This window comes from Micromonospora reichwaldensis, assembly GCF_031845925.1.
Lineage (GTDB): Bacteria > Actinomycetota > Actinomycetes > Mycobacteriales > Micromonosporaceae > Micromonospora > Micromonospora reichwaldensis.
This window is the reverse complement of record NZ_JAVRFL010000036.1, coordinates 1-19,699: the sequence shown is the minus strand read 5'-3', so window position 1 is coordinate 19,699 and position 19,699 is coordinate 1. Positions and strand designations below refer to the sequence as shown.

Annotated in this window: 15 protein-coding genes; 7 read left to right on the top strand and 8 right to left on the bottom strand. The window is 73.2% G+C overall.

What is annotated here, in order from left to right; translation table 11 throughout:
• Window positions 1-48 precede the first annotated feature (48 nt).
• Window positions 49-1,026 (bottom strand): DMT family transporter, encoded by a 978-nt coding sequence (locus RM555_RS24880; RefSeq protein ID WP_311414006.1) that lies wholly within the window; start codon window positions 1,024-1,026, stop codon window positions 49-51.
• Window positions 1,023-2,054 (bottom strand): class II fructose-bisphosphatase, encoded by a 1,032-nt coding sequence (gene glpX / locus RM555_RS24875; protein ID WP_311414005.1) that lies wholly within the window; start codon window positions 2,052-2,054, stop codon window positions 1,023-1,025. Before glpX ends, RM555_RS24880 begins: the two co-directional genes overlap by 4 nt.
• A 152-nt stretch (window positions 2,055-2,206) precedes the next feature.
• Here glpX and RM555_RS24870 point away from each other — a divergent pair, with 152 nt between their 5' ends.
• The 3 genes from RM555_RS24870 to RM555_RS24860 all read left to right on the top strand — a co-directional run bounded on the left by RM555_RS24870 (window position 2,207) and on the right by RM555_RS24860 (window position 4,946).
• Window positions 2,207-2,920 (top strand): DUF4245 domain-containing protein, encoded by a 714-nt coding sequence (locus RM555_RS24870; protein ID WP_311414004.1) that lies wholly within the window; start codon window positions 2,207-2,209, stop codon window positions 2,918-2,920.
• Window positions 2,921-3,037: 117 nt separating this feature from the next.
• On the top strand, window positions 3,038-3,847 hold the full coding sequence (locus tag RM555_RS24865) for a hypothetical protein (protein ID WP_311414003.1): 810 nt from the start codon (window positions 3,038-3,040) through the stop codon (window positions 3,845-3,847).
• A 244-nt stretch (window positions 3,848-4,091) separates the two neighbouring features.
• Complete coding sequence (locus RM555_RS24860) at window positions 4,092-4,946, top strand: hypothetical protein (RefSeq protein WP_311414002.1); 855 nt, start codon at window positions 4,092-4,094, stop codon at window positions 4,944-4,946.
• 200 nt (window positions 4,947-5,146) lie between these two features.
• Here the strand turns inward: RM555_RS24860 and RM555_RS24855 are convergent, their stop codons facing one another.
• The gene (locus RM555_RS24855; RefSeq protein WP_132233964.1) at window positions 5,147-5,359 is read right to left on the bottom strand and encodes an exodeoxyribonuclease VII small subunit; all 213 of its coding nucleotides are present in this window, start codon (window positions 5,357-5,359) and stop codon (window positions 5,147-5,149) included.
• Between the two features lie 84 nt (window positions 5,360-5,443).
• Window positions 5,444-6,610 carry an exodeoxyribonuclease VII large subunit gene (xseA, locus tag RM555_RS24850; RefSeq protein ID WP_311414055.1) on the bottom strand — a complete coding sequence of 389 codons (1,167 nt, stop codon included), beginning with the start codon at window positions 6,608-6,610 and terminating at the stop codon, window positions 5,444-5,446.
• Window positions 6,611-6,796: 186 nt separating this feature from the next.
• On the opposite strand from xseA, the gene RM555_RS24845 reads away from it, so the two are divergent.
• The gene (locus RM555_RS24845) at window positions 6,797-7,786 is read left to right on the top strand and encodes a 4-hydroxy-3-methylbut-2-enyl diphosphate reductase (protein ID WP_132233380.1); all 990 of its coding nucleotides are present in this window, start codon (window positions 6,797-6,799) and stop codon (window positions 7,784-7,786) included.
• Between the two features lie 42 nt (window positions 7,787-7,828).
• On the top strand, window positions 7,829-8,284 hold the full coding sequence (locus RM555_RS24840) for a hypothetical protein (protein ID WP_311414001.1): 456 nt from the start codon (window positions 7,829-7,831) through the stop codon (window positions 8,282-8,284).
• Between the two features lie 323 nt (window positions 8,285-8,607).
• Here RM555_RS24840 and RM555_RS24835 read toward each other — a convergent pair whose 3' ends face one another.
• Window positions 8,608-11,877, bottom strand: coding sequence for a S8 family serine peptidase (locus tag RM555_RS24835; RefSeq protein ID WP_311414000.1), 3,270 nt, complete (start codon window positions 11,875-11,877; stop codon window positions 8,608-8,610).
• 162 nt (window positions 11,878-12,039) lie between these two features.
• A complete protein-coding gene (locus tag RM555_RS24830) occupies window positions 12,040-13,218 on the bottom strand; it encodes a DNA recombination protein RmuC (RefSeq protein WP_311413999.1) in 1,179 nt (392 codons plus the stop codon).
• Between the two features lie 186 nt (window positions 13,219-13,404).
• Between RM555_RS24830 and RM555_RS24825 the strand changes: the two genes are divergently transcribed.
• The gene (locus RM555_RS24825) at window positions 13,405-14,565 is read left to right on the top strand and encodes a hypothetical protein (protein WP_311413998.1); all 1,161 of its coding nucleotides are present in this window, start codon (window positions 13,405-13,407) and stop codon (window positions 14,563-14,565) included.
• A gap of 217 nt (window positions 14,566-14,782) precedes the next feature.
• A complete protein-coding gene (locus RM555_RS24820; protein WP_311413997.1) occupies window positions 14,783-15,532 on the top strand; it encodes a hypothetical protein in 750 nt (249 codons plus the stop codon).
• A gap of 79 nt (window positions 15,533-15,611) precedes the next feature.
• Here the strand turns inward: RM555_RS24820 and ppc are convergent, their stop codons facing one another.
• A complete protein-coding gene (ppc, locus tag RM555_RS24815) occupies window positions 15,612-18,398 on the bottom strand; it encodes a phosphoenolpyruvate carboxylase (RefSeq protein ID WP_311413996.1) in 2,787 nt (928 codons plus the stop codon).
• A gap of 128 nt (window positions 18,399-18,526) precedes the next feature.
• Entirely contained in the window at window positions 18,527-19,564 is a 1,038-nt protein-coding gene (locus RM555_RS24810) for a hypothetical protein (RefSeq protein WP_311413995.1), read from the bottom strand.
• Between the last annotated feature and the right edge of the window lie 135 nt (window positions 19,565-19,699).

Below are 19,699 nucleotides of genomic sequence, written 5' to 3'. Positions count from 1 at the left end.
GGTCCGGCACGGGCGGGCCCCGGTCCGGCACGCCCGCCGGCGGCGGCGTCAGCGGCCGGGGCGGGGCGGCGGGGCGAGGGCGGCGACTCCGACCGCGACCAGGGTCAGCGCCGCGCCGAGCAGGGTGACGGGCCCCGGGCGGGAGGCCGCCGTGGGCAGCAGCAGGTCCAGCAGTACGGCGCCGACGATCTGCCCGGCGATGGTGGACAGGCCGAGCAGCAGCACGCCGGTGAACCGGACGATCGCCGCGGCGATCGCGATGAACACGATCCCGATCGGGCCGCCCAGGTAGAGCCACGGCTCGGCCGGCGCGCCGCCCGCCGGCCAGCCCCGGAGCGCGACGTCGACGGCGAAGGCGACCAGCAGGGCCACCGTGCCGACGGAGAAGTTGACGAGCGTGGCGGTCAGCGCGCTGCCGGCGGCCATCCGTACCCGGCCGTTGACCGCCTGCTGCCAGGCGATGGCCACCCCGGCGAGCAGCGGCAGCAGGGCCAGCACGAGGGTGCCCGGGTCACCGAGCCGGTCGCCGACGGCCAGCAGGACCGCGACCACGGTCAGCGCCGCGCCGGCCAGCCGCTGGCCGGTGACCGGCTGGCGACCGCCCGGACCGACCCCGGCCCGGTCGACGGCCAGGCTGCTGCCGGACTGGCCGGCGACCACCGCGACGGTGAACACCGCCACGCCGAGGGTGCCGATGGTCAGCCCCTGGGCGGCCACCAGGAGCGCGCCGCACGCCCCGCCGAGGCAGTGCCACGGCCGCAACGTGCCGTCGGTGAGCGCGCCGCGCAGGGCGGCCAGCCCCCGCCGCCCACCCGGGGTGGCGGGGACCAGCACCAGCAGCACCAGCAGGCCCACCCCGAACGAGACGACCGCGGCGGCGATCCCGTCGGCCAGGCGTACGCCCAACTCGCCGTTGATCCGGGACTGCACGGCCACGGCCAGCCCGGAGGCGGTCGCGAGGCCCACGCCGGTGATCCGGCGGGCCGCCGACGTGGCTGGAGTGGCCAGCGTCCCGGTGCCGCTCACTCCTGCTCGGCCAGCGGCCGGCCGTCGAAGTCGACGGCCGAGTAGAGCGCGAGCTTCTCCAGCCGGTGGTACGAGTCGATCACCCGGATCGTGCCGCTCTTCGAGCGCATGACGATCGACTGCGTGTACGCGCCACCGGCCCGGTAGCGGACGCCCCGCAGCAGGTCGCCGGAGGTGACGCCGGTGGCCACGAAGAAGCAGTTGTCCCCGGTGACGAGGTCGTCGGTCGTGAGCACCCGGTCCAGGTCGTGCCCGGCGGCGAGCGCCTTCTCCCGCTCCTCGGCGTCGCGCGGCCAGAGCTTGGCCTGCATCGCCCCGCCCATGCACTTCAACGCGCAGGCGGAGATGATGCCCTCCGGGGTGCCGCCGATGCCCATCAGCACGTCGACGTCGGACTCGCCCCGGGCCGCCGCGATGGAGCCGGCGATGTCGCCGTCGGAGATGAACCGGATGCCCGCCCCGGCCCGGCGGATCTGCGTGACCAGGTCGTCGTGGCGGCTGCGGTCCAGCACGCAGACCGTGACCTCGGAGACGTCGGTGCCCTTGACCCTGGCGATCCGGCGCAGGTTCTCGGCCACCCCCGCGTTGATGTCCACCACGTCGGCGTACGCCGGGCCGACGGCGAGCTTCTCCATGTAGAAGACCGCGCTCGGGTCGAACATCGCGCCCCGCTCGGAGACGGCGAGAACCGCCACCGCGTTCGGCATGCCCTTGCTCATCAGCGTGGTGCCGTCGACCGGGTCGACGGCGACGTCCACCTCCGGGCCGGTGCCGTCGCCGACGTGCTCGCCGTTGAAGAGCATCGGGGCGTTGTCCTTCTCACCCTCGCCGATCACCACGACGCCCCGCATGGGGATCGAGTTGATCAGCTTGCGCATCGCGTCGACGGCGGCTCCGTCGCCGCCCTCCTTGTCGCCCCGGCCGACCCAGCGACCGGCGGCCATCGCCGCGGCCTCGGTGACCCGGACCAGGTCGAGGGCGAGGTTGCGGTCGAGATCCTGTGGGATCCGCGTCCTGGTGTTCGTCATGACGGCTCCTCCTCGCGACGTTGCGGGGCGGCAGGGTGCGGCGTCGCCGCTGCCGGGTTTGTCGCTGATCCTCACACGATCGCTCACCCGGCGCGGGGTCGGGGCGGTGATGGCCCGGATACGGCCGGTCGGGAGGCTGCGAAGATGGTGGGGTGGAAGCCGCACAGCCTGCCGATCGCGTACCCGCCGACTCGACGCCGCCGGACGGCCAGCCGCCGGTCGCCCCGACCCGGGCCGGGGCCGTACCGGAAGGGGAACCGGCGCTGGTCGAACCCGCCGGCGCCCCCGGGGCGGCCCCGCCCGACGGCGGGGCGGAGACGGGCGAGCGGCCTGCGCCGCCGCCCGCGGTCGACACCCGCAAGTCCGAGCGCTCGCCGAAGGACATGGCGATCTCGCTGCTCGTGCTGCTGATCCCGATCGCCCTGCTGCTCGCCTTCTACCGGGGGTTCCTCGGCGGCGACCAGCCGACGACCGTCGACCCGGCGCCCGCCCTCGAATCGGCGCGGGCCGCCAACGCCTTCCCGGTCAGCGAGCCGGCGGGGCTGGGCGACGGCTGGCGCACGGTCAGCGCGAACTTCCAGACCGTCGAAGGCGGGTCTAGCCTGCGCCTCGGCTACCTCACCCCGGAGGGGCGGGCCGCCCAGTTGGTGCAGAGCAGCGTGCCTCCGGAGCGGCTGCTGCCCGCCGAGCTGACCGCCGAGGGGCAACCGCAGGGCCAGACGGACCTGGGCGGGCGTTCCTGGCAGCGGTACACCGCCCGCGGCAACGAACAGGCCCTGGTCCTGCTCGAACCGAACCGGACCGTGATCGTGGTCGGCGACGCCCGGGACAACGAACTGCGGCACCTGGCCTCGGCGATCCGGTAGCCCGCTCCCACAGCTGCCCCCCGGGTGTCGGTCGGATCGGCTACGCTGCCCCGGCTCACTGCTCGGCGGATGAAGTCCGCCAGGTGCTTACCGTTTCACGAAGAGAGACAACTGACTGTGAACATTCGACGGTGGAGCGTCGGCGTGCTCGCCGCCACCCTGCTCGTTCCCGGCCTGACTGCCTGCAAGTCGGACGATGCCGCGCCGACCGCCGCGGGCTCGGCAGCGTCGGCCGCGCCCGCCGACCCCAAGGAGGCGCTGCTCGCCTCCACCAAGGAGATCGAGAAGGGCAACTTCACCTTCACGCTGGCCGGTGCCGGGCTGAGCGGCAAGGGCCTGGTGCACAAGCCCAGCAACAGCGCCCAGTTCAGCATGAAGTTCGACGACGAGTCCGGCGGCATGTCGATGGGCATGGAGCTGATCTACATCGAGCCGGACAGCTGGGTGATGCTCGACCTCGGCGAGCTGGGCGCCATGATCCCGGGCGCGGAGAAGTGGAAGGGCAAGTACCAGCACCTCGACCAGTCCAAGGTCAAGGGCGCCGGCGAGCTCAGCCGCTACATGGAGGAAGTCGACCCGGCCGGCAGCGCGAAGCTGACCAAGAGCGTCACCGAGGTGCAGAAGACCGCTGAGGGCAGCTACACCGGCAAGCTCGACGTGTCCGCCGCGGGCGACGCCGCCACCCTGGACGCCGACCTGGTCAAGGCCCTCGGCGCGCAGGCCAAGACGCTGCCCTTCACCGCGAAGCTGGACGGGGAGGGCCGGCTCACCGAGCTGGTGATCTCGGTGCCGGCCGCCGGTGAGACCAAGGCGCACGACATCAAGGTCACGTACGCGGACTACGGCAACGCCACCGCCGCGCAGAAGCCGCCGGCGGACAAGGTGGTCGAGGCGTCCCCCGAGACGTACGAGATGTTCAAGAAGTAACGGCGACACACGGAAACGGGGCGGCTCCGGCCGCCCCGTTTCCGCGTTCCGGGGTCACCCGTCCGGGGCAACCGGACATCCCGGTGATTGTGCGACGCGGCGACAGGGAACAGGAGTGGGGCGGACCCGGACCGGTCGCCCCGGCAGCCGGCCTCAGGGGGTTCGCGCGGCGCAGCCGACGTGGTGCGTCGCCCGGTTTCCGGCCGCCGCCAGGTGCGTCGGGTGACCCATGTGGGAGACACGTATGACTGTTCGACGCCTGAGCGCCGGCCTGGTGGCCGCCGCCCTCTTCACTCCCGGCCTGGCCGCCTGCAACTCCTCCGGGACCCCGACGGCGGGCTCGTCCGCCTCCCCGACCGTCTCGGCCTCCGGCACGCCCGCGCCCTCCGGCAGCGCGGCCCCGGCGGCCGGTGACGCCAAGCAGGCGCTGCTGGCCTCCACCCGTGAGATCAGCAACGGCAACTTCCGGTTCACCATGTCCGGCGTCGGCTCGACCGCCGAGGGACGGGTGCACGAGCCCACCCAGAGCGCCGAGATGCGGGTGACGATCGGCAAGCCGACCGACGACCTGTTCATGAAGCTCGACCTCGTCCACTACAAGCCGGACAGCTGGGTGAAGGTCGAACTCGGCGGCACTACCGCCAACAGCGTGCCGGGGGTGCAGAAGCTCAACCTCGGCAAGTACCAGCACCTGGACCAGACCCGGATCAAGGGCAACCGCAACCTCGGCTTCGACTTCGACAAGGTCGACCCCGCCGGCAGCGAGGTGCTGACGCAGGGCATCACGGAGGTACGCCAGACCGGCGACGGCGCGTACTCCGGCACGATCGACGTGTCGAAGGCGGCGGAGGCGGGTTCGGTGGACCCGACGGTGATCACGGCCCTCGGGGCGCAGGCGAAGTCGGTGCCGTTCACCGCGAAGCTCGACCCGCAGGGCCGGCTCAGCGAGATGGTCATCCAGATCCCGGCCGCCGGCCAGACCAAGGCGCAGGACATCAAGATCACGTACTCGGACTACGGCAGCGCCACCGCCGCCCAGAAGCCCCCGGCGGACCAGGTCGTCGAGGCCCCCGCCGAGCTCTACAACCTCTTCAACTAACCCCGGTCCTCCCTCGCGCCCTCCCTCGGGCGCCCCCGCCCCCGCCCGCGCCCCCGCCCGCGTCGATCATGCAGTTGTGGTGGGTGACACAAGGTGCAGAACGCCCTGTATCGCCCACCACAACTCCATGATCGCCGGGCGGGCGGGCGGGCGGGCGGGCGGGCCGGGCCGGGTCGGGCGGTCCGGGCGGGCGGGGGAGGTCAGGAGGTGGGGTCCTGGCGGGCGGCGTCGATGCGGGCGCGGGCGCCGTCCAGCCAGCGCTGGCAGGTCTCGGCCAGCTTCTCGCCGCGCTCCCAGAGCGCCAGTGACTCCTCCAGCGTGGTGCCGCCGGTCTCCAGCCGCTCGACCACCGACGCCAGCTCGGCGCGGGCCTGCTCGTAGCTGAGCTGTTCGGCCTTCTTCTCGTCAGTCATCGCTGCCATCCCACCACATCGTGATCCCGTCGCCGTTCAGCGTCGACCGTCGCGGCCGGCCCGCCATCGTGTTTCCGCTTCCGTTCAGCCGTCGACCGTCGCCGCCAACTCGCCCTCGGCGAGGCGTACCCGGAGCGGGTCGCCCTTGCCGACCTCGGACGCGGCGCGCAGGACCTGGCCGTCGGCGCGCTGGACGATCGCGTAGCCCCGGTCGAGGGTGGCGGCGGGGGAGAGGGCGCGCAGCCGGGCCAGGGTGTGCCGCAGGTCGTCGTCGGCGGCGGCGAGCCGGTGGTCCAGGCAGCGCCCCGCCCGCTGGCGCAGCCCGGTCAGGTCGGCGAGCCGCTGGTCGACCATCACCTGCGGGCGGGCCAGCACCGGTCGGGAGCGCAGGCCGTCGAGCCGGTGCGACTCGCGGTCCACGAGGTTGCGCACCGCGCGTTCGAGGCGGTGCCGGGCCTGCCGGATGACGCGCACCTCCTCGGTGAGGTCCGGAACCACGCGCTTGGCGGCGTCGGTCGGCGTCGAGGCCCGTACGTCGGCGACGTAGTCGACCAGCGGCGCGTCGGTCTCGTGGCCGATCGCGCTGACCACCGGCGTGCGGCAGGCGAAGACGGCCCGGCAGAGCGCCTCGTCGGAGAAGGGCAGCAGATCCTCGATGCCGCCCCCGCCCCGGGCGATGACGATCACGTCGACAGTCGGGTCGGCGTCCAGCACCTTGAGCGCGTCGACGATCTGCGGGACCGCGCTCGGCCCCTGCACGGCCACGTTGACCGTGCGGAACTCCACCGCCGGCCAGCGCCGGCGGGCGTTGGTCAGCACGTCCCGCTCGGCGGCCGAGGCGCGACCCGTGATCAACCCCACCCGGTTGGGCAGGAAGGGCGGCCGGCGCTTGCGCGCCCGGTCGAACAGCCCTTCGGCCGCGAGCAGCTTCTTCAGCTTCTCCAGCCGGGCCAGCAGCTCGCCGAGGCCGACCTGCCGGATCTCGTCGGCGCGCAGGCTCAGCGTGCCCCGGGCCGCGTAGAACTCCGGCTTGGCGTGCAGCACCACCCGGGCGCCCTCGCGCAGCTCAGGGGCGCCGACGTCCAGGACGTCCCGGTTGGTGGTGACCGTCAGGCTCAGGTCGGCCGACGGGTCCCGCAGCGTGAGGAAGACGGTGCTGGCGCCCGGCCGGCGGCTGATCTGCGCCACCTGCCCGTCCACCCACACCCAGCCCAGCCGGGCGATCCAGGCGCCGACCTTCTGGCTGACCACCCGGACCGGCCACGGCTCCTCGGACGTGCTCCGCCCCACCTCGCCTGTGCTCACCCGCACACCCTACGGCCCGCCCCGGACAGTCCCGCGCGGCTCGGCCGGGGCGCGGCGGCGTGTGGCCGGCATCGTGCCGTGGTGGCGGTCGCGGCCCGTGTCGCCCTCGGGGGCGGCACGTACGATGGGCGGGTGACTCAGGCTGAAGTGACGTCCCGGACCGGCAAGCGCGTGATCCTGGCCAAGCCCCGCGGCTACTGCGCGGGCGTGGACCGCGCGGTGCAGACCGTGGAGGAGGCACTCAAGCTCTACGGCGCCCCGATCTACGTACGCAAGCAGATCGTGCACAACAAGCACGTCGTGCAGACGCTGGAGGCCCAGGGCGCGATCTTCGTGGAGGAGAACGAGGAGGTGCCGGAGGGCGCCACCGTCATCTTCTCCGCGCACGGGGTGGCCCCGGAGGTCTACGAGCAGGCCCGGACCCGCTCGCTGCGGGCGATCGACGCGACCTGCCCGCTGGTCACCAAGGTGCACCAGGAGGCCAAGCGGTTCGCCGCCGAGGACTACGACATCCTGCTCATCGGCCACGAGGGGCACGAGGAGGTCATCGGCACCTCCGGCGAGGCCCCCGAGCACATCCAGCTCGTGGACGGTCCGGAGGACGCCGACCGGATCACCGTCCGCGACCCGAACAAGGTCGTCTGGCTCTCCCAGACCACCCTCTCGGTCGACGAGACGCTGGAGACGGTGGCCCGGCTCAAGAAGCGGCTGCCGATGCTCCAGTCGCCGCCCAGCGACGACATCTGCTACGCCACCTCCAACCGGCAGCACGTGGTCAAGGAGATCGCGCCCGAATGCGACGTGATGATCGTCGTCGGTTCGGCCAACTCCTCCAACTCCGTACGCCTCGTCGAGGTCGCCCTGGACGCCGGGGCGCGCGCCGGTCACCTCGTCGACTTCGCGCACGAGATCGACGACGCGTGGCTGGAGGGGGCGCGTACGGTCGGCCTGACCTCGGGCGCCAGCGTTCCCGACCAGCTCGTCCAGGAGGTCCTCGCCCACCTCGCCGCGCGTGGCTTCACCGACGTCGATGAGGTGGTGACCGCCAACGAGCGGTTGACCTTCTCGCTGCCGCAGGAGCTCAAGCGGGACATGAAGGCCGCCGCCGCGGCCCGTGGCTGACCGGCGGGAACGGTGGGCGGTCCCGCTGCGTCAGACCAGGGTATGAGGACTCTTCGGCTCGCCGTCTCCGCGTTGGCCGTCTGCGTGGCGCTGAGCGCCTGCGGCGGGCAGGACGGTACCGGCGACACCCCCACCCCGACCCCGACGGGAGCGCAGCCGGTGACCAGCCCGCCCAGCCCTGATCCGAGCAGCCCCGCGGTCCCGCCGACCCCCGGCGACCCGGTGGACCCGACGGGGCCGGCCCTGCCCCCGCCCACGAGGCCCACCGGCGGGCCGACGAAGACGCCGCCGGCCGGCGGCACCACCCTGACCGGGACCGTCACCTCCGGGGTGGAGCCCAACTGCCTGCTGCTCGACAACTACCTGCTGATCGGCGGCCCGCGTGACCTGCTGAAGCCGGGCGCCAAGGTCACGGTCACCGGCCGGGTCCAGCGCGACCTGCTCACGACCTGCCAGCAGGGCACGCCCTTCCTGGTCGAGACCGCCCGCCGGGGCTGACCGGTACCGCCCACGAGGGCTGACCGGTACCGGCCCGCCTGGGCTGACCGGTAAACCCCGCGAGGGCTGACCGATGCCATCCGCAGGGCTGACCGGACGGCCGTCCGCCACACGTGGGTGCGCCTGCCCACCAGGGGCGAGCACGTCGGCCCGTGGCCGCGTCGGGCGGCCGGAGCCCCCTGCGTCGCGACAGAAGGGGCGAGCGCGTCCGTCCGTGGCCGCGTCGGGGGGCCCGAGCCTCCTGCGTCGCGGCGGAGGGCACCGCAACGGGCGGAGCCCGCCCCCGGGTGGGGACGGGCTCCGGTGTTCCGGTGCGGGACGGGTCAGTTCACGGCGCCGATGGAGACGGCACCGCGGCCGACGACCGCGCCCTCGGTGGTCACCACGGACAGCTCACCGAAGAGCGCCCGACCGGCGACCGGGGTGGACTGGGCGGTCACCGTACCGGTGAGGGTGGCGGTGGCGCCGTGGGCCAGGTTGAGCGGGGTGGCGGGCGCCGAGAGGCTGCCCAGCGCCGCCGCGGAGAACGAGTCCCGGTAGTCGTAGGCGGTGCTGCCACCGGCCCCGTCCACCGCGTAACCCTCGACGACCACCCGGTAGGTGCCCGCCGGCGGGTTGTTGATGGTCACGGCCTCCTCGGAGTCGCCGTCGGCGGCCCGACCGACCTCCGTGGTGCCACGGAAGACGTAGAGGTCGAGGTCGGCCGCGGCGCTGGCCGGGTTGCCGATCCGGGCGGTGAAGCGGGTCGCGCCCGCCGGCACCTCCACGGTGTACTCCTGCGACGTGCCCTCGGCGATGGTGGGCCGCTCAGCGTGGACGCTGGAGAGCGGGCCGCCCTGACCGGTCACCGCGACCGGGCCGAAGGTGTTGGTCAGCGACCAGGTTACCGGGGTCGCCGCACCGGCGGTGACCGACGGCAGCTCGACCACGGCCGGCTCGACCGCGACACCCTGCACCCGCGCCGTGAGCTGGAACGGGTTGTTCAGCGACGGCGAGGTCCGACGGGACTCCACCTCGATCTCCCAGACCCCGGCGATCGGGTTCTGGTAGTCGCGCTCCTGCGGCTTGCAGGCGTTGGCGTCGGAGAAGTTGGTGTAGCAGGCGAGGCTGGAGGTGCTCTCCACCGGGACGCCGTACGGGTTGAACGCGATGAACCGGGTCTGTGAACCGGTGGCGATGCCCGACAGGTTCACCTGGAGGGCGCCCGTGCCCGGCGGAACCGTCACGAAGTACGAGGTGAAGCCGTTCCGGTCGACCGAGCCCTCGGCCGAGAAGGAGAAGTTCGGCTTCTTCACGTCGTTCGAGGCGACGACGACGGTGGAGACCTCGAAGTCGATCACCGAGGTGGCCGGGTCGTCGATCGTCATGATCGCGCCGTGCGCGCCGGCGGTGGCGGGCTTGGCGGTGACCGGGACGGTGACGGTCTTGTTCAGCGGGAGCGAGACGGTCTTCGGCGCCGTGAAGGTGCCGTCGTTGCCGCGCAGACCCACGTTGTGCTTCACGGTGCCGGCCGGCCCGCTGGTACGGGTGACCTTGACCTGGTAGCTCTTCGACTGGCCGATCCGCTGCCCACCCTCGGTGGAGGCGCAACGGTTGTAGAGGCCGGTGCCCCGGTTCGGGGTGCCCAGCTGACCGGACAGGACGGTGCAGACCGGGGCCTCGGAGGTGTAGGAGCGCGTCTCCACGCCCTTGCGCAGCAGCTTCCACGCGCCCGGCACGTTGAACATGCCGTAGCCCTGGCCGTACGTCGGGACGTCCTTGATCGGCTTGGCCGAGCTGTAGATCGCCCGGCGCAGCGCGGCCGGGGTGACGCCCTTGTCGGTCGCCTTGGCGGCCGACAGCAGCAGCGCGGCGGCGCCGGCGGCCTGCGGGGAGGCCATCGAGGTGCCGTTCAGCATCGCGTAGCCCGGGGGCAGCGGGTAGCCGGCCTCGGGGACCGCGTTGCCGGGCTGCCAGGTCGGGGCGGTGGAGATGGCCGAGCCGGGGGCGGCGATGTTCGGCTTGATGCCGCCGTCCTCACGCGGGCCCCGGGAGGAGAAGTTGAACAGCGCGTTCTTCGTCTTCACCGCGGAGCCGTAGTTGGCCAGCCAGGTGTCCTTGCTGATGCTCGCCGCGACGCTGACCACGTTGGCGGCCACCGACGGGTCGCCGATGGTGTTCAGGCCCGGGCCGGAGTTGCCGGCCGAGATGAACATCTGCACGCCGTAGGTGGTGATCAGGTTGTTGTACAGCTCGGCGCGGGCGTTGTTGCCGTCGTTCAGCGCCGGCAGACCGCCGATCGACATGTTGACCACGTCGACCTTGCGGTTGATCACCAGGTCGGCCATGCCGGTGGTGAGGGCGGCGTAGGTGCAGCCACCACCCCACGAGCAGGCCCGGGCGGAGACCAGCTTGGCACCGGGCGCGGCACCGTCGAAGGCGCCGTTGCCGAGCATGTCGTTGGCGGCGGTGATGCCGGCGACGTGGGTGCCGTGGGTGCTCTCGACGATGCCGATGTTGACGTAGTCCACCAGGCCGGGACCGCCGATGGGGGCGGTGTCCACGTCCTCGCGGTACTCGACCACGAACGGGATCCGCTCGACCACCGGGGTGGCCGGGTTGTCGGTGCCGAAGTGCCCGACGTCGAACTTCTCCTTGTACGGCCGCATCAGGGCGTCGTCGGTGAAGTCGTTGTTCTGGTTGACGTCCACCCAGATGTTGTGGGTGGCCGGGTCGTAGAGGATGCCGAACGTGTCGGTCCGGTCGCCGTCGCGGTTGACGTCACCCGCCGGGTCGCTGGCGGCCGTGATCGACTCGCTGAACCGGTTGAACCGGTAGGTGCCCGCCGGGGCCTTCCAGGTCGCGCCACCGGAGGTGAACGTCGGACCGGTGACCTCGGTGAGCATCGGGCGCCAGGTGGCGTCCTCGAACGGGTCCGTCGCGGTCACCCAGTCGACGATCTTCCGCTCGCCCGTGGTGGTCTTCTGCAGCGCCGGGTGACCGAGGTCCACACCGGAGTCCATGATGCCGATCGTGACGCCACGGCCGTCCCACTGGGGGTTCTTGGCGACGAAGTCGACCGCGCCGATCTCGTTGGTCGGCATGTAGGGGTTGGCGGCCGGGGTGCCGGCCCCCGGGCCGGTCAGCGTCGTGGCCTGCTTCGCCGCCTTCCTGCCGGAGGGGGCGACCTCGGGCGTCGGGTCGGGCAGCTGGATGGTCTCGTCCAGGTCGACCGCGGAGACGCCGGGCAGCGTGGCCGCCTTGACCACCTTGGAGGTGGGGACCTTGGCCAGGACGTAGCCGATGCTGTCGTACCGCTCGGTGACGGCCGCGCCCAGGTTCTTGAGGTCGGCGGCGACGTCCTTCGCCTCGCCCTTCTTGGTGGCCACGATCAGGGTGACGGTCGGGGCCTTCTTCGCCTCCGCCTCGGCGAGGAGCTTGGCGTCGTGCGAGCCCAGCGCCTCCACAGGGGTGGCCTGGGACGCGTCGGGTGCGGCGGTCGGCGCGGCGCTCGCGGTGGCGGCACCACCGGCCACCGCCACCGCGCTGGCCGCCACGACCGACGCGAAGAGCGCGGCGGAGGTCCGCCGGCTCAGGTTTCGGGGTTTGCTCACGTTCTCTTTCCTCCAGAGAACAGGGCCCTCAGATGCAGGGCACGCGTGAGGCGAATCCTTCGCGCTGCCGCTGGTCACTGTCACTACCGTGGAGTTCGTTGTGACCACTTCGTGACATGGGTGGGCGTCCATTGTCACATCGGCGATGATAGGTATCGGCCTTCAGTCCAGTGTCGACCGACCGGTCGGCGCCCCGGCTTCGGCGTTTCCGAGCAGTTCCGGGGCCTGCGGCTGACGGGGTGCCAGCTCGACCTGCGCCGGCGCGGCCAGCTCCTGGTCGGAGACCCCCAGCTCGGCGAGCTTGCGGGCGCTGACCAGCACGCGCGCCTCCAACGACCCCACAGCCCGGTTGTACGCGGTCACCGCGCCGCCGAGCGACGAGCCGAGCTTGCCGACGTGCTCACCCAGGGTCGACAGTCGCCCGTAGAGCTCCCGGGCCAGCGAGTGCACCGCGACCGCGTTGCGCGCCAGCGCCTCCTGCCGCCACGAGTAGGCGACCGTACGCAGCAGCGCGACCAGGGTGGCCGGGGTCGCCAGCACCACGTTGCGGGCGAACGCGTGCTCCAGCAGCGTCGGGTCGCGTTGCAGCGCGACGTCGAGGAACGGGTCGGCCGGCACGAAGAGCACCACGAACTCCGGCGTGCTGTCGAACGCGGCCCAGTAGGTCTTGGCGGCCAGCGCGTCGACGTGGGCGCGCAGGTGCTTCGCGTGCGCGTCGAGGTGGGTGTCGCGGCCCCGCTCGTCGCGGGCCTCCATCGCCGTCAGGTAGGCGTCGAACGGCGCCTTGGCGTCCACCACCACCGACCGGCCGCCGTGCAGCCGGACCACCAGGTCGGGACGGACCCCCTGGTGGTCGGTGGCGGCGGTGACCTGCTCGGAGAAGTCGCAGTGCTCCAGCATGCCGGCCGCCTCGACGATCCGGCGCAACTGGTGCTCGCCCCAGCGACCCCGCACCTGGGGTGCCCGCAGGGCCGCCACCAGCTGCTTCGTCTCGGTACGCAGCTCGCCCGAGACCGTGCTCATCGCACGGACCTGCTCGCGCAGCTCGGCGTACGCGTCGACGCGGTCGTGCTCCAGCTCGGCGACCCGCTGCTCGTAGCGGCGCAGCGTGTCGTGCAGCGGTGCGACGGCGCGGGCCACCGCCTCCTGGGACTGCGCGGTGGCCTCGTAGCTCAACGCCCGCATGGACTGTTCGAGCCGCCCCTCGCCCTCCCGGGTGGCCCGCAGCGTGGCGTCCAGCCGGGCGATCTCGGTCGCCGAGCGGTTCCGGGCGGCGTACCAGCCCGCCGCGCCCCCGGCGGCGAGGCAGACGATCACCACGGCCAGCGTCGAGAAGTCCACCCCCGGAGCTTGCCAGACCGGCGCGCCGCGCGCCGCTGTGCCGCTCTCGTCGCACCCGCCGCCTTTGTCGCGGATGGACGTTGTGGCCGATCGTGCCGAGCGGCGTGGCGGGGTGGGGCCGTTCCGGGGCAGACAGGAGGCGCTGACATGGCTCAGAGTGACGACAGGGCCTCGGAGGGAGACGGCATGGCTGGTCGGTTGCGTCCCGTACGGACACTCGTCGCGACGGCGGCGGGAGTTCTCCTCGCCGGCCTGGCCGCGCCGGGCGCGGTGGTCGCCGTGCCGCCCGGCGGCGCCGTCGGCTGGCAGGACCTCGGGACGCTGGGCGGCGACTGGAGCGTCCCCGTCGGGCTCACCGACTCCGGGCTGGTCCTCGGCGACAGCCAGACCGCCGACGGCCGCATCCACGCGTTCGTCTGGCGGGACGGGACCACGACCGACCTCGGCACGCTGGGCACGGACAGCCACGGCGCCGCCGTCAACGAGCGGGGCATGGTGGTCGGCACCACCGTCCTGGCCGACGGGCGGACCAGGCCGTTCCGGTGGCGCGACGGGGTCATGACCGACCTCTCCGCCGTCCACGGGCCGTCCTCGGCCGTCGGCGTCAACGAGCGCGGCGAGGTGATCGGCGCGAGATACACCGACGACAGCGGCCAGTACGGCCAGGCGTTCCGCTGGCGGAACGGGATCAGCACGGACCTGCCCGGTCGTGGTGGCGACACCCTCGCGGCGGCGATCAACGACCGCGGCGACGTCGTCGGCTTCACCAACAGCGCGGACGGGGCCAGCACCGAGGCGGCGCTGTGGCGCGACGGCAGGCTGGTCCGGCTGACGCCGCCGGCCAGCGCGACCAGCATGGCCACCGGCATCAACGACCGGGGCCAGGTGGTCGGCACCATGCGGGTCGACGGCTCCGGCTGGCACGCCTTCCTGTGGTACGACGGTGTCTTCACGGACCTCGGCACCCTCGGCGGCACCGACAGCTACCCGGTGGGCGTCAACGGGCGCGGGCAGGTCGCCGGCAGCGCGCAGACCCCGACGGACCTGCGCGCCGTGCGGTGGCACCACGGCGTCGTCACCGACCTGGGCACCCTGGGCGGCTCGTACAGCCAGGCCATGGCGATCAACGACGCCGGCACCGTGGTCGGCGAGGCGACCGTCGCCGGCGGCGCGAAGCACGGGGTGGCCTGGGTGCGGGGCCGCAGCGTCGACCTCGGCCCGCTGGATCTCGGCCGCTCCGGCGGCCGGGTGGGCTTCGTCAACGACCGGGGGCTCGTCGCCGGCCAGCTGGCCGCCACCGGCGGCGACGTGCACGCCGTCGTGTGGAACCTCGGCCGGCGACACTAGTCCGGCCCGCCCCTGCCTCTGCCCGCCCCTGCCTCTGCCCGCCCCTGCCTCTGCCCGCCCCTGCCTCTGCCCGGCCCGCCTCTGCCCTCGCCCGGCTGGGCCCGGCTCGGCCTGGCCCGGGCCTGCTCGGACCTGCTCGGCCCTGCCTCCGATCCGCGCCGCCGAGCTGCGTCGATCGCAGGCGTGGCGCTGGCCTGGCCTGGGTAACGTCGCAGACATGAGATATCTGCCGCTGCTCATCCTCGTGGTGCTGCTGGTGGGTGCGGCCGTCTGGTGGCGTCGGGAGAGCGCCGCCCGGGCGGAGCGCCGCCTCGCCGACGCGCGGGCCGACGCCCAGCGCTGGTACGAGCGGCTCGGCGGCCAGGTGATGAACCTGCACGGCGACCATCCGGCCGTGCGCCAGGCGCTGGTCGACGCCGGGGAGCGTTACAACGCGGCCGGCAGCCAGCTGGAGCAGGCCCGCAGCGTCGAGCAGTACCGCCTGGCCCGGGAGACCGCGCTGGAGGGGCTGACCTACGCCCGGGCGGCCCGGGTGGCGCTCGGCATCGACCCCGGCCCCGAGCTGCCCCCGCTGGCCGCTGCGCAGGGCGCCGGGCAGCTCACCCGGGAGCGTCAGGTCAACGTGCAGGGGCAGACCTTCAAGGCCGGCCCGCAGCCCGGCCGCGACACCCCCTACTACTACCCGGGCGGGCGCTACCAGGGCCGGCCGGTGCCGGCGGGCTGGTACTCCACCCCGTGGTGGAAGACCGCGCTGGGCGCCGGCGCGGGTGTCCTCGGCGGCGTGCTGATCGCCGACGCGCTCTTCTCGCCCGGCTTCGGCGACCCCGGGTACGGCTACGAGGCGGGCTACCAGGAGGGCTTCGGCGACGGCACCGGATTCGGCGAGCAGGGCGGTGACTTCGGCGGCGGCGGGGACTTCGGCGGCGGAGATTTCGGCGGCGGCGACTTTGGCGGCGGCGACTTCTAGGGCCGAGCCCGCCGGTCACGGTGTTAGGAAGGGCACCTTCCTATGCAAAGAGCGATAGGAAGGTGCCCTTCCTAACACCTCAGCCCGTGTTGCGCATGCCGGCGGCGATGCCGTTGACCGTGGTCAGCAACGCCCGCTCCAGCGCCGTACCGTCGCTCGGCGCACGCCGGCCGCCCGGCGCCGTGGCCACCGCCCGGCCCGCCGCCCCGGACTCCCGGTACTGGCGCAGCAGGGCGACCTGGAGGTGGTGCAGCGGCTCCAGGTACGTGTCGCGGACGGCCAGGGTGCGCTGGAGCACCGGGGAGTTCTCCAGCAGGGCCGGCGAGGAGGTCACCGCCAGCACCTCCTGCTTGGTCAGCTCGTACTCCTGCTCGATCTTGTGGAAGATCGGGTGCAGCTTCTTCGGCACCAGCGTCTCGACGTAGCGGCGGGCGATGCTCAGGTCGGTCTTGGTGAGCATCATCTCGACGTTCGACAGGAACGTGCGGAAGAAGTGCCAGTTGCGGTGCATCTCGGCCAGCACGTCGTCCAGCCCCGCCTCGCGGGCCGCGGCCAGCCCGGAGCCGACCCCGAACCAACCGGGCACGATCTGCCGGGTCTGGGTCCAGCCGAACACCCACGGGATCGCCCGCAGCCCGGAGAGCCCGGCCCCGGTGTTGGGCCGCTTCGCCGGCCGGGAGCCGATGTTCAGCGCGCCGAGCAGCTCCGTCGGCGTCGACGCCCAGAAGTACGCGGGCAGGTCCGGGTCCTCGACCAGCGACCGGTACGACCGGAAGGCCGAGTCGGAGACCAGCTCCATGGTGGCGTCCCAGCGTTCCAGCATCTCGGCGGGCTGCCGGGGCGCGGTGTGCAGCAGGGTGGCCTGGAGCACCGCGGCCAGGGTCAGCTCCAGGTTCTCCCGGGCCAGCGACGGCAGCGAGTACTTGTCGGAGATGACCTCGCCCTGCTCGGTGACCTTGATCGCGCCGTCCAGGGTGCCGTACGGCTGGGCCAGGATGGCCTCGTGCGTGGGCCCGCCGCCGCGACCCACCGTGCCGCCGCGACCATGGAAGAGCCGCAGGTGTACGCCGTGCCGGGCCGCCACGTCGCGCAGCGCGCGCTGGGCCCGGTGGATGGACCACTGGCTGGTGGTGATGCCGGCCTCCTTGTTGGAGTCGGAGTAGCCCAGCATCACCTCCTGCACGTCGCCGCGCGCCGCCACCAGGGCCCGGTACGCCGGCAGCGAGAGCAGCTCGTCGAGGAGTTCGCCGCCCGTGTTCAGCTCGGCCGGGGTCTCCAGCAGCGGCACGAAGCCGATCCGGGACCGGCCGCTGTGCACGTCGATCAGGCCGGCCTCGCGCGCCAGCACCACGGCGGCGAGCACGTCGTCCACGCCGAGCGTCATCGAGACGATGTACGACTCGATGACCTCGTTGCCGAACCGGTCCTGCGCCTCGCGGATGGTGCCGAACACGTCGAACGTCTTGCGGGTCGCCTCGGTCAGCGGCGTGTCCACCGTGGAGAGCGGCCGGCGCCCGGTCAGCTCGTCGGCGAGCAGCTTCGTCCGCTCCTGCCGGCTCAGCGACGGGTAGTCGGAGACCTCGCCGACGGCCGCGTAGAGCTGGGCGAGCACCGCGTGGTGCGCCTCGGCGTGCTCCCGGACGTCCATGGTCGCCAGGTGCAGCCCGAACGCGGAGACCGTACGGATGGTCGAGGCGAGCCGGCCCACGGCGGTGAGCTGGCCGGCGTTGCGGGCCAGCGAGGCGCGCAGCAGCTCCAGGTCGGCGACCAGCTCGGCGGAGCCCCGGTAGTCCCGGCCGGGCACGTGCGCGGTGCCCTGACGCAGCCGCTGCCGGGTGTTGGCCAGCTTCGCCTTCACGCAGCGGGCCTTGAGCCGGTAGGGCTCCTCGGCGTTGACCCGGCGGAACCGGGCCGCCACCTCGGGCAGCGCGTCCAGGTCGGCGGCGAGGCTCGCGGAGAGGTCGAGCGACACCCCGCGCAGCCGCCGGGACACCGACACCTCGTCGATCAGGTGGTCCATCGCCTTCTCGGTGGCCGCGATGCCGTGCTCGTGCTGGATGGTCAGCACCTCGCGGGTCACGGCCGGCGTGACGAACGGGTTGCCGTCGCGGTCGCCGCCGATCCAGGTGCCGAAGGACAACGGCCGGGCGGTCGGGGAGGTCTCCACACCGAGGGTGCGCAGCGTGTCGGCGAGGTCGTCGAGGACCTGCGGGGCGGCCTCGGCGTAGAGGTCGCGCAGGTAGTAGATGGCGTTACGGGCCTCGTCGGTCGGGTCCGGCCGGTCCAGCCGCAGCTCGTCGGTCTGCCACATCAGGTCGAGCAGTTCCGCGAGGCGGCGGTTGGCCGGGCCCTCGTCGCTGGCGCCGTAGAGGATCGCGTTCGCGGTCTCGGTGTCCAGCTCGTCGGCGATGGCGCGCAGCTTGGACAGGATCGACCGGCGGGCCGCCTCGGTCGGGTGGGCGGTGAAGACGGGCCGTACCGCCAGCCGCCGGGCCGCCGCGGCGATCTCCTCGGCGGGGACCCCGCGCTCGGCGATCATCTTGGCCGCCTGGTCCAGCCAGCCGCCCTGCACCGCCCGGCGGCGCCGCAGCTCCCGGGCCCGGTGCACCTGCTCGGTGATGTTGGCCAGGTGGAAGTAGGTGGAGAAGGCGCGGGCCAGCTTGGTGCCGGTGGTGACGTCCAGGCCGGCGAGGCGCTGCGCGGCGGTGGGCGCGTCCGTGCGCACCTGGGCGCGGATCTCCTCGACGAGGTCGAGCAGCGGCCGGCCCTCCTGACGGGCGAGGGTCTGCCCGAGCAGGGTGCCGAGGCGGCGGATGTCGGCCCGCAGGGCGGCGTCGGGGCCGTCGTGGTCGTGCTGGTCGGTCACGATGCGCTCCTTACGCGAGTACGAAGGACAGCGCTGTCCGACTCCCTGGATCGTATCCGCGTCCCCCGCCGGGAAGGAGGGGACCCTTGCAATCGTCTGCGGTAGAGGAAGGGGCCCTTCCTAACATCTCAGCCGGCGGCGGGGGCATCTGTGCTGGTGGGGGTGGGTGTGGGGCGTCGGCCGGCGCGACGGCGGGCCTGGAAGGGGGTGGCGCTGAGCACACCCGCCACGCCCGACGACGTCCAGATGGTGAGCCCGGCGATCGGCCAGCCGGTCGACCGGCGGTCGAAGTAGACGACGGACTTGAGCAGGTCGGTGGCGAGCCCCGGCACGTTCCAGCGGTGCATGCCGCGCAGCCAGGTCGGCAGGAACTCGGGGGCGTAGATGCCGCCGGAGCCGGGGTTGCCGAGCACGACCAGCAGCAGGATCACCAGCCCGGTGCCGAACAGCCCCAGCCAGCCCTGCACCGCCGAGGCGATCATCGCCGGCGCGAGGACCGCCAGCGCCCCGCTCGCGGCGACGCCGACCAGGTCGTGGTCCCAGACGTCCAGGACGGGTCCCACCACGACCGCGCCGGCGGTTCCGAGCACCAGGCTGTAGCCGGCCAGCGCGGCGATCCGCAGCCCGGCGCGGCGCAGGCTGCGCGGGGCGGTGCCGTTGCCCAGGCCGAGCACGGTGGCGGCGAGGTAGCCCCCCAGCACGTACCCGACGGCCAGGTAGAACGGCACGAGCCCACGCGGATCGGTCGCGGCCACCGGCACCTCGTCGGTGACCCGCAGCGGCATCTCCGCCTGCCGGGCGGCGGTGTCGAGGACCCGGACGACGACGTCGGTAGCGGCCGGCGCGGCGGCGCTCGCGGTGGTCAGCACCAGCCCGCCCTCGGCGCCGGTGGCGAGCACCCCGTACACCTCGCGGGTGAGCAGGCCGTCGTCGGCGGCCCGCGGGTCGGCGTACTCGACGGCGTCGAGGGCGTCGCTCTGGTTGCGTACGGCGGCGAGGACGGCCTGTGCCTTCTGGTCGCCGCGCACCACCCCGACCGGCACGTCGCGGGGCGTGGGACGGTGCAGCGCGCCGACGTACGCGGTGATGAACGCGGTGGCGAGCACCAGGGTGCCGAGCAGCAGCGCGGCGGTACGCGGCAGCCCGTCGCGCATCTCCTGGTCCACGCCGCCAGCCTAGGCCGTGTCTTCAAAGGTTCATAACCATTGGAGTAGCGCGGCGATGGTGACCGTGGCCCGGTAGGACGTGGCGGTCTTGTCGTAACGAGTCGCGACGCTGCGGCCCTGCTTGAGCCGGTTGAA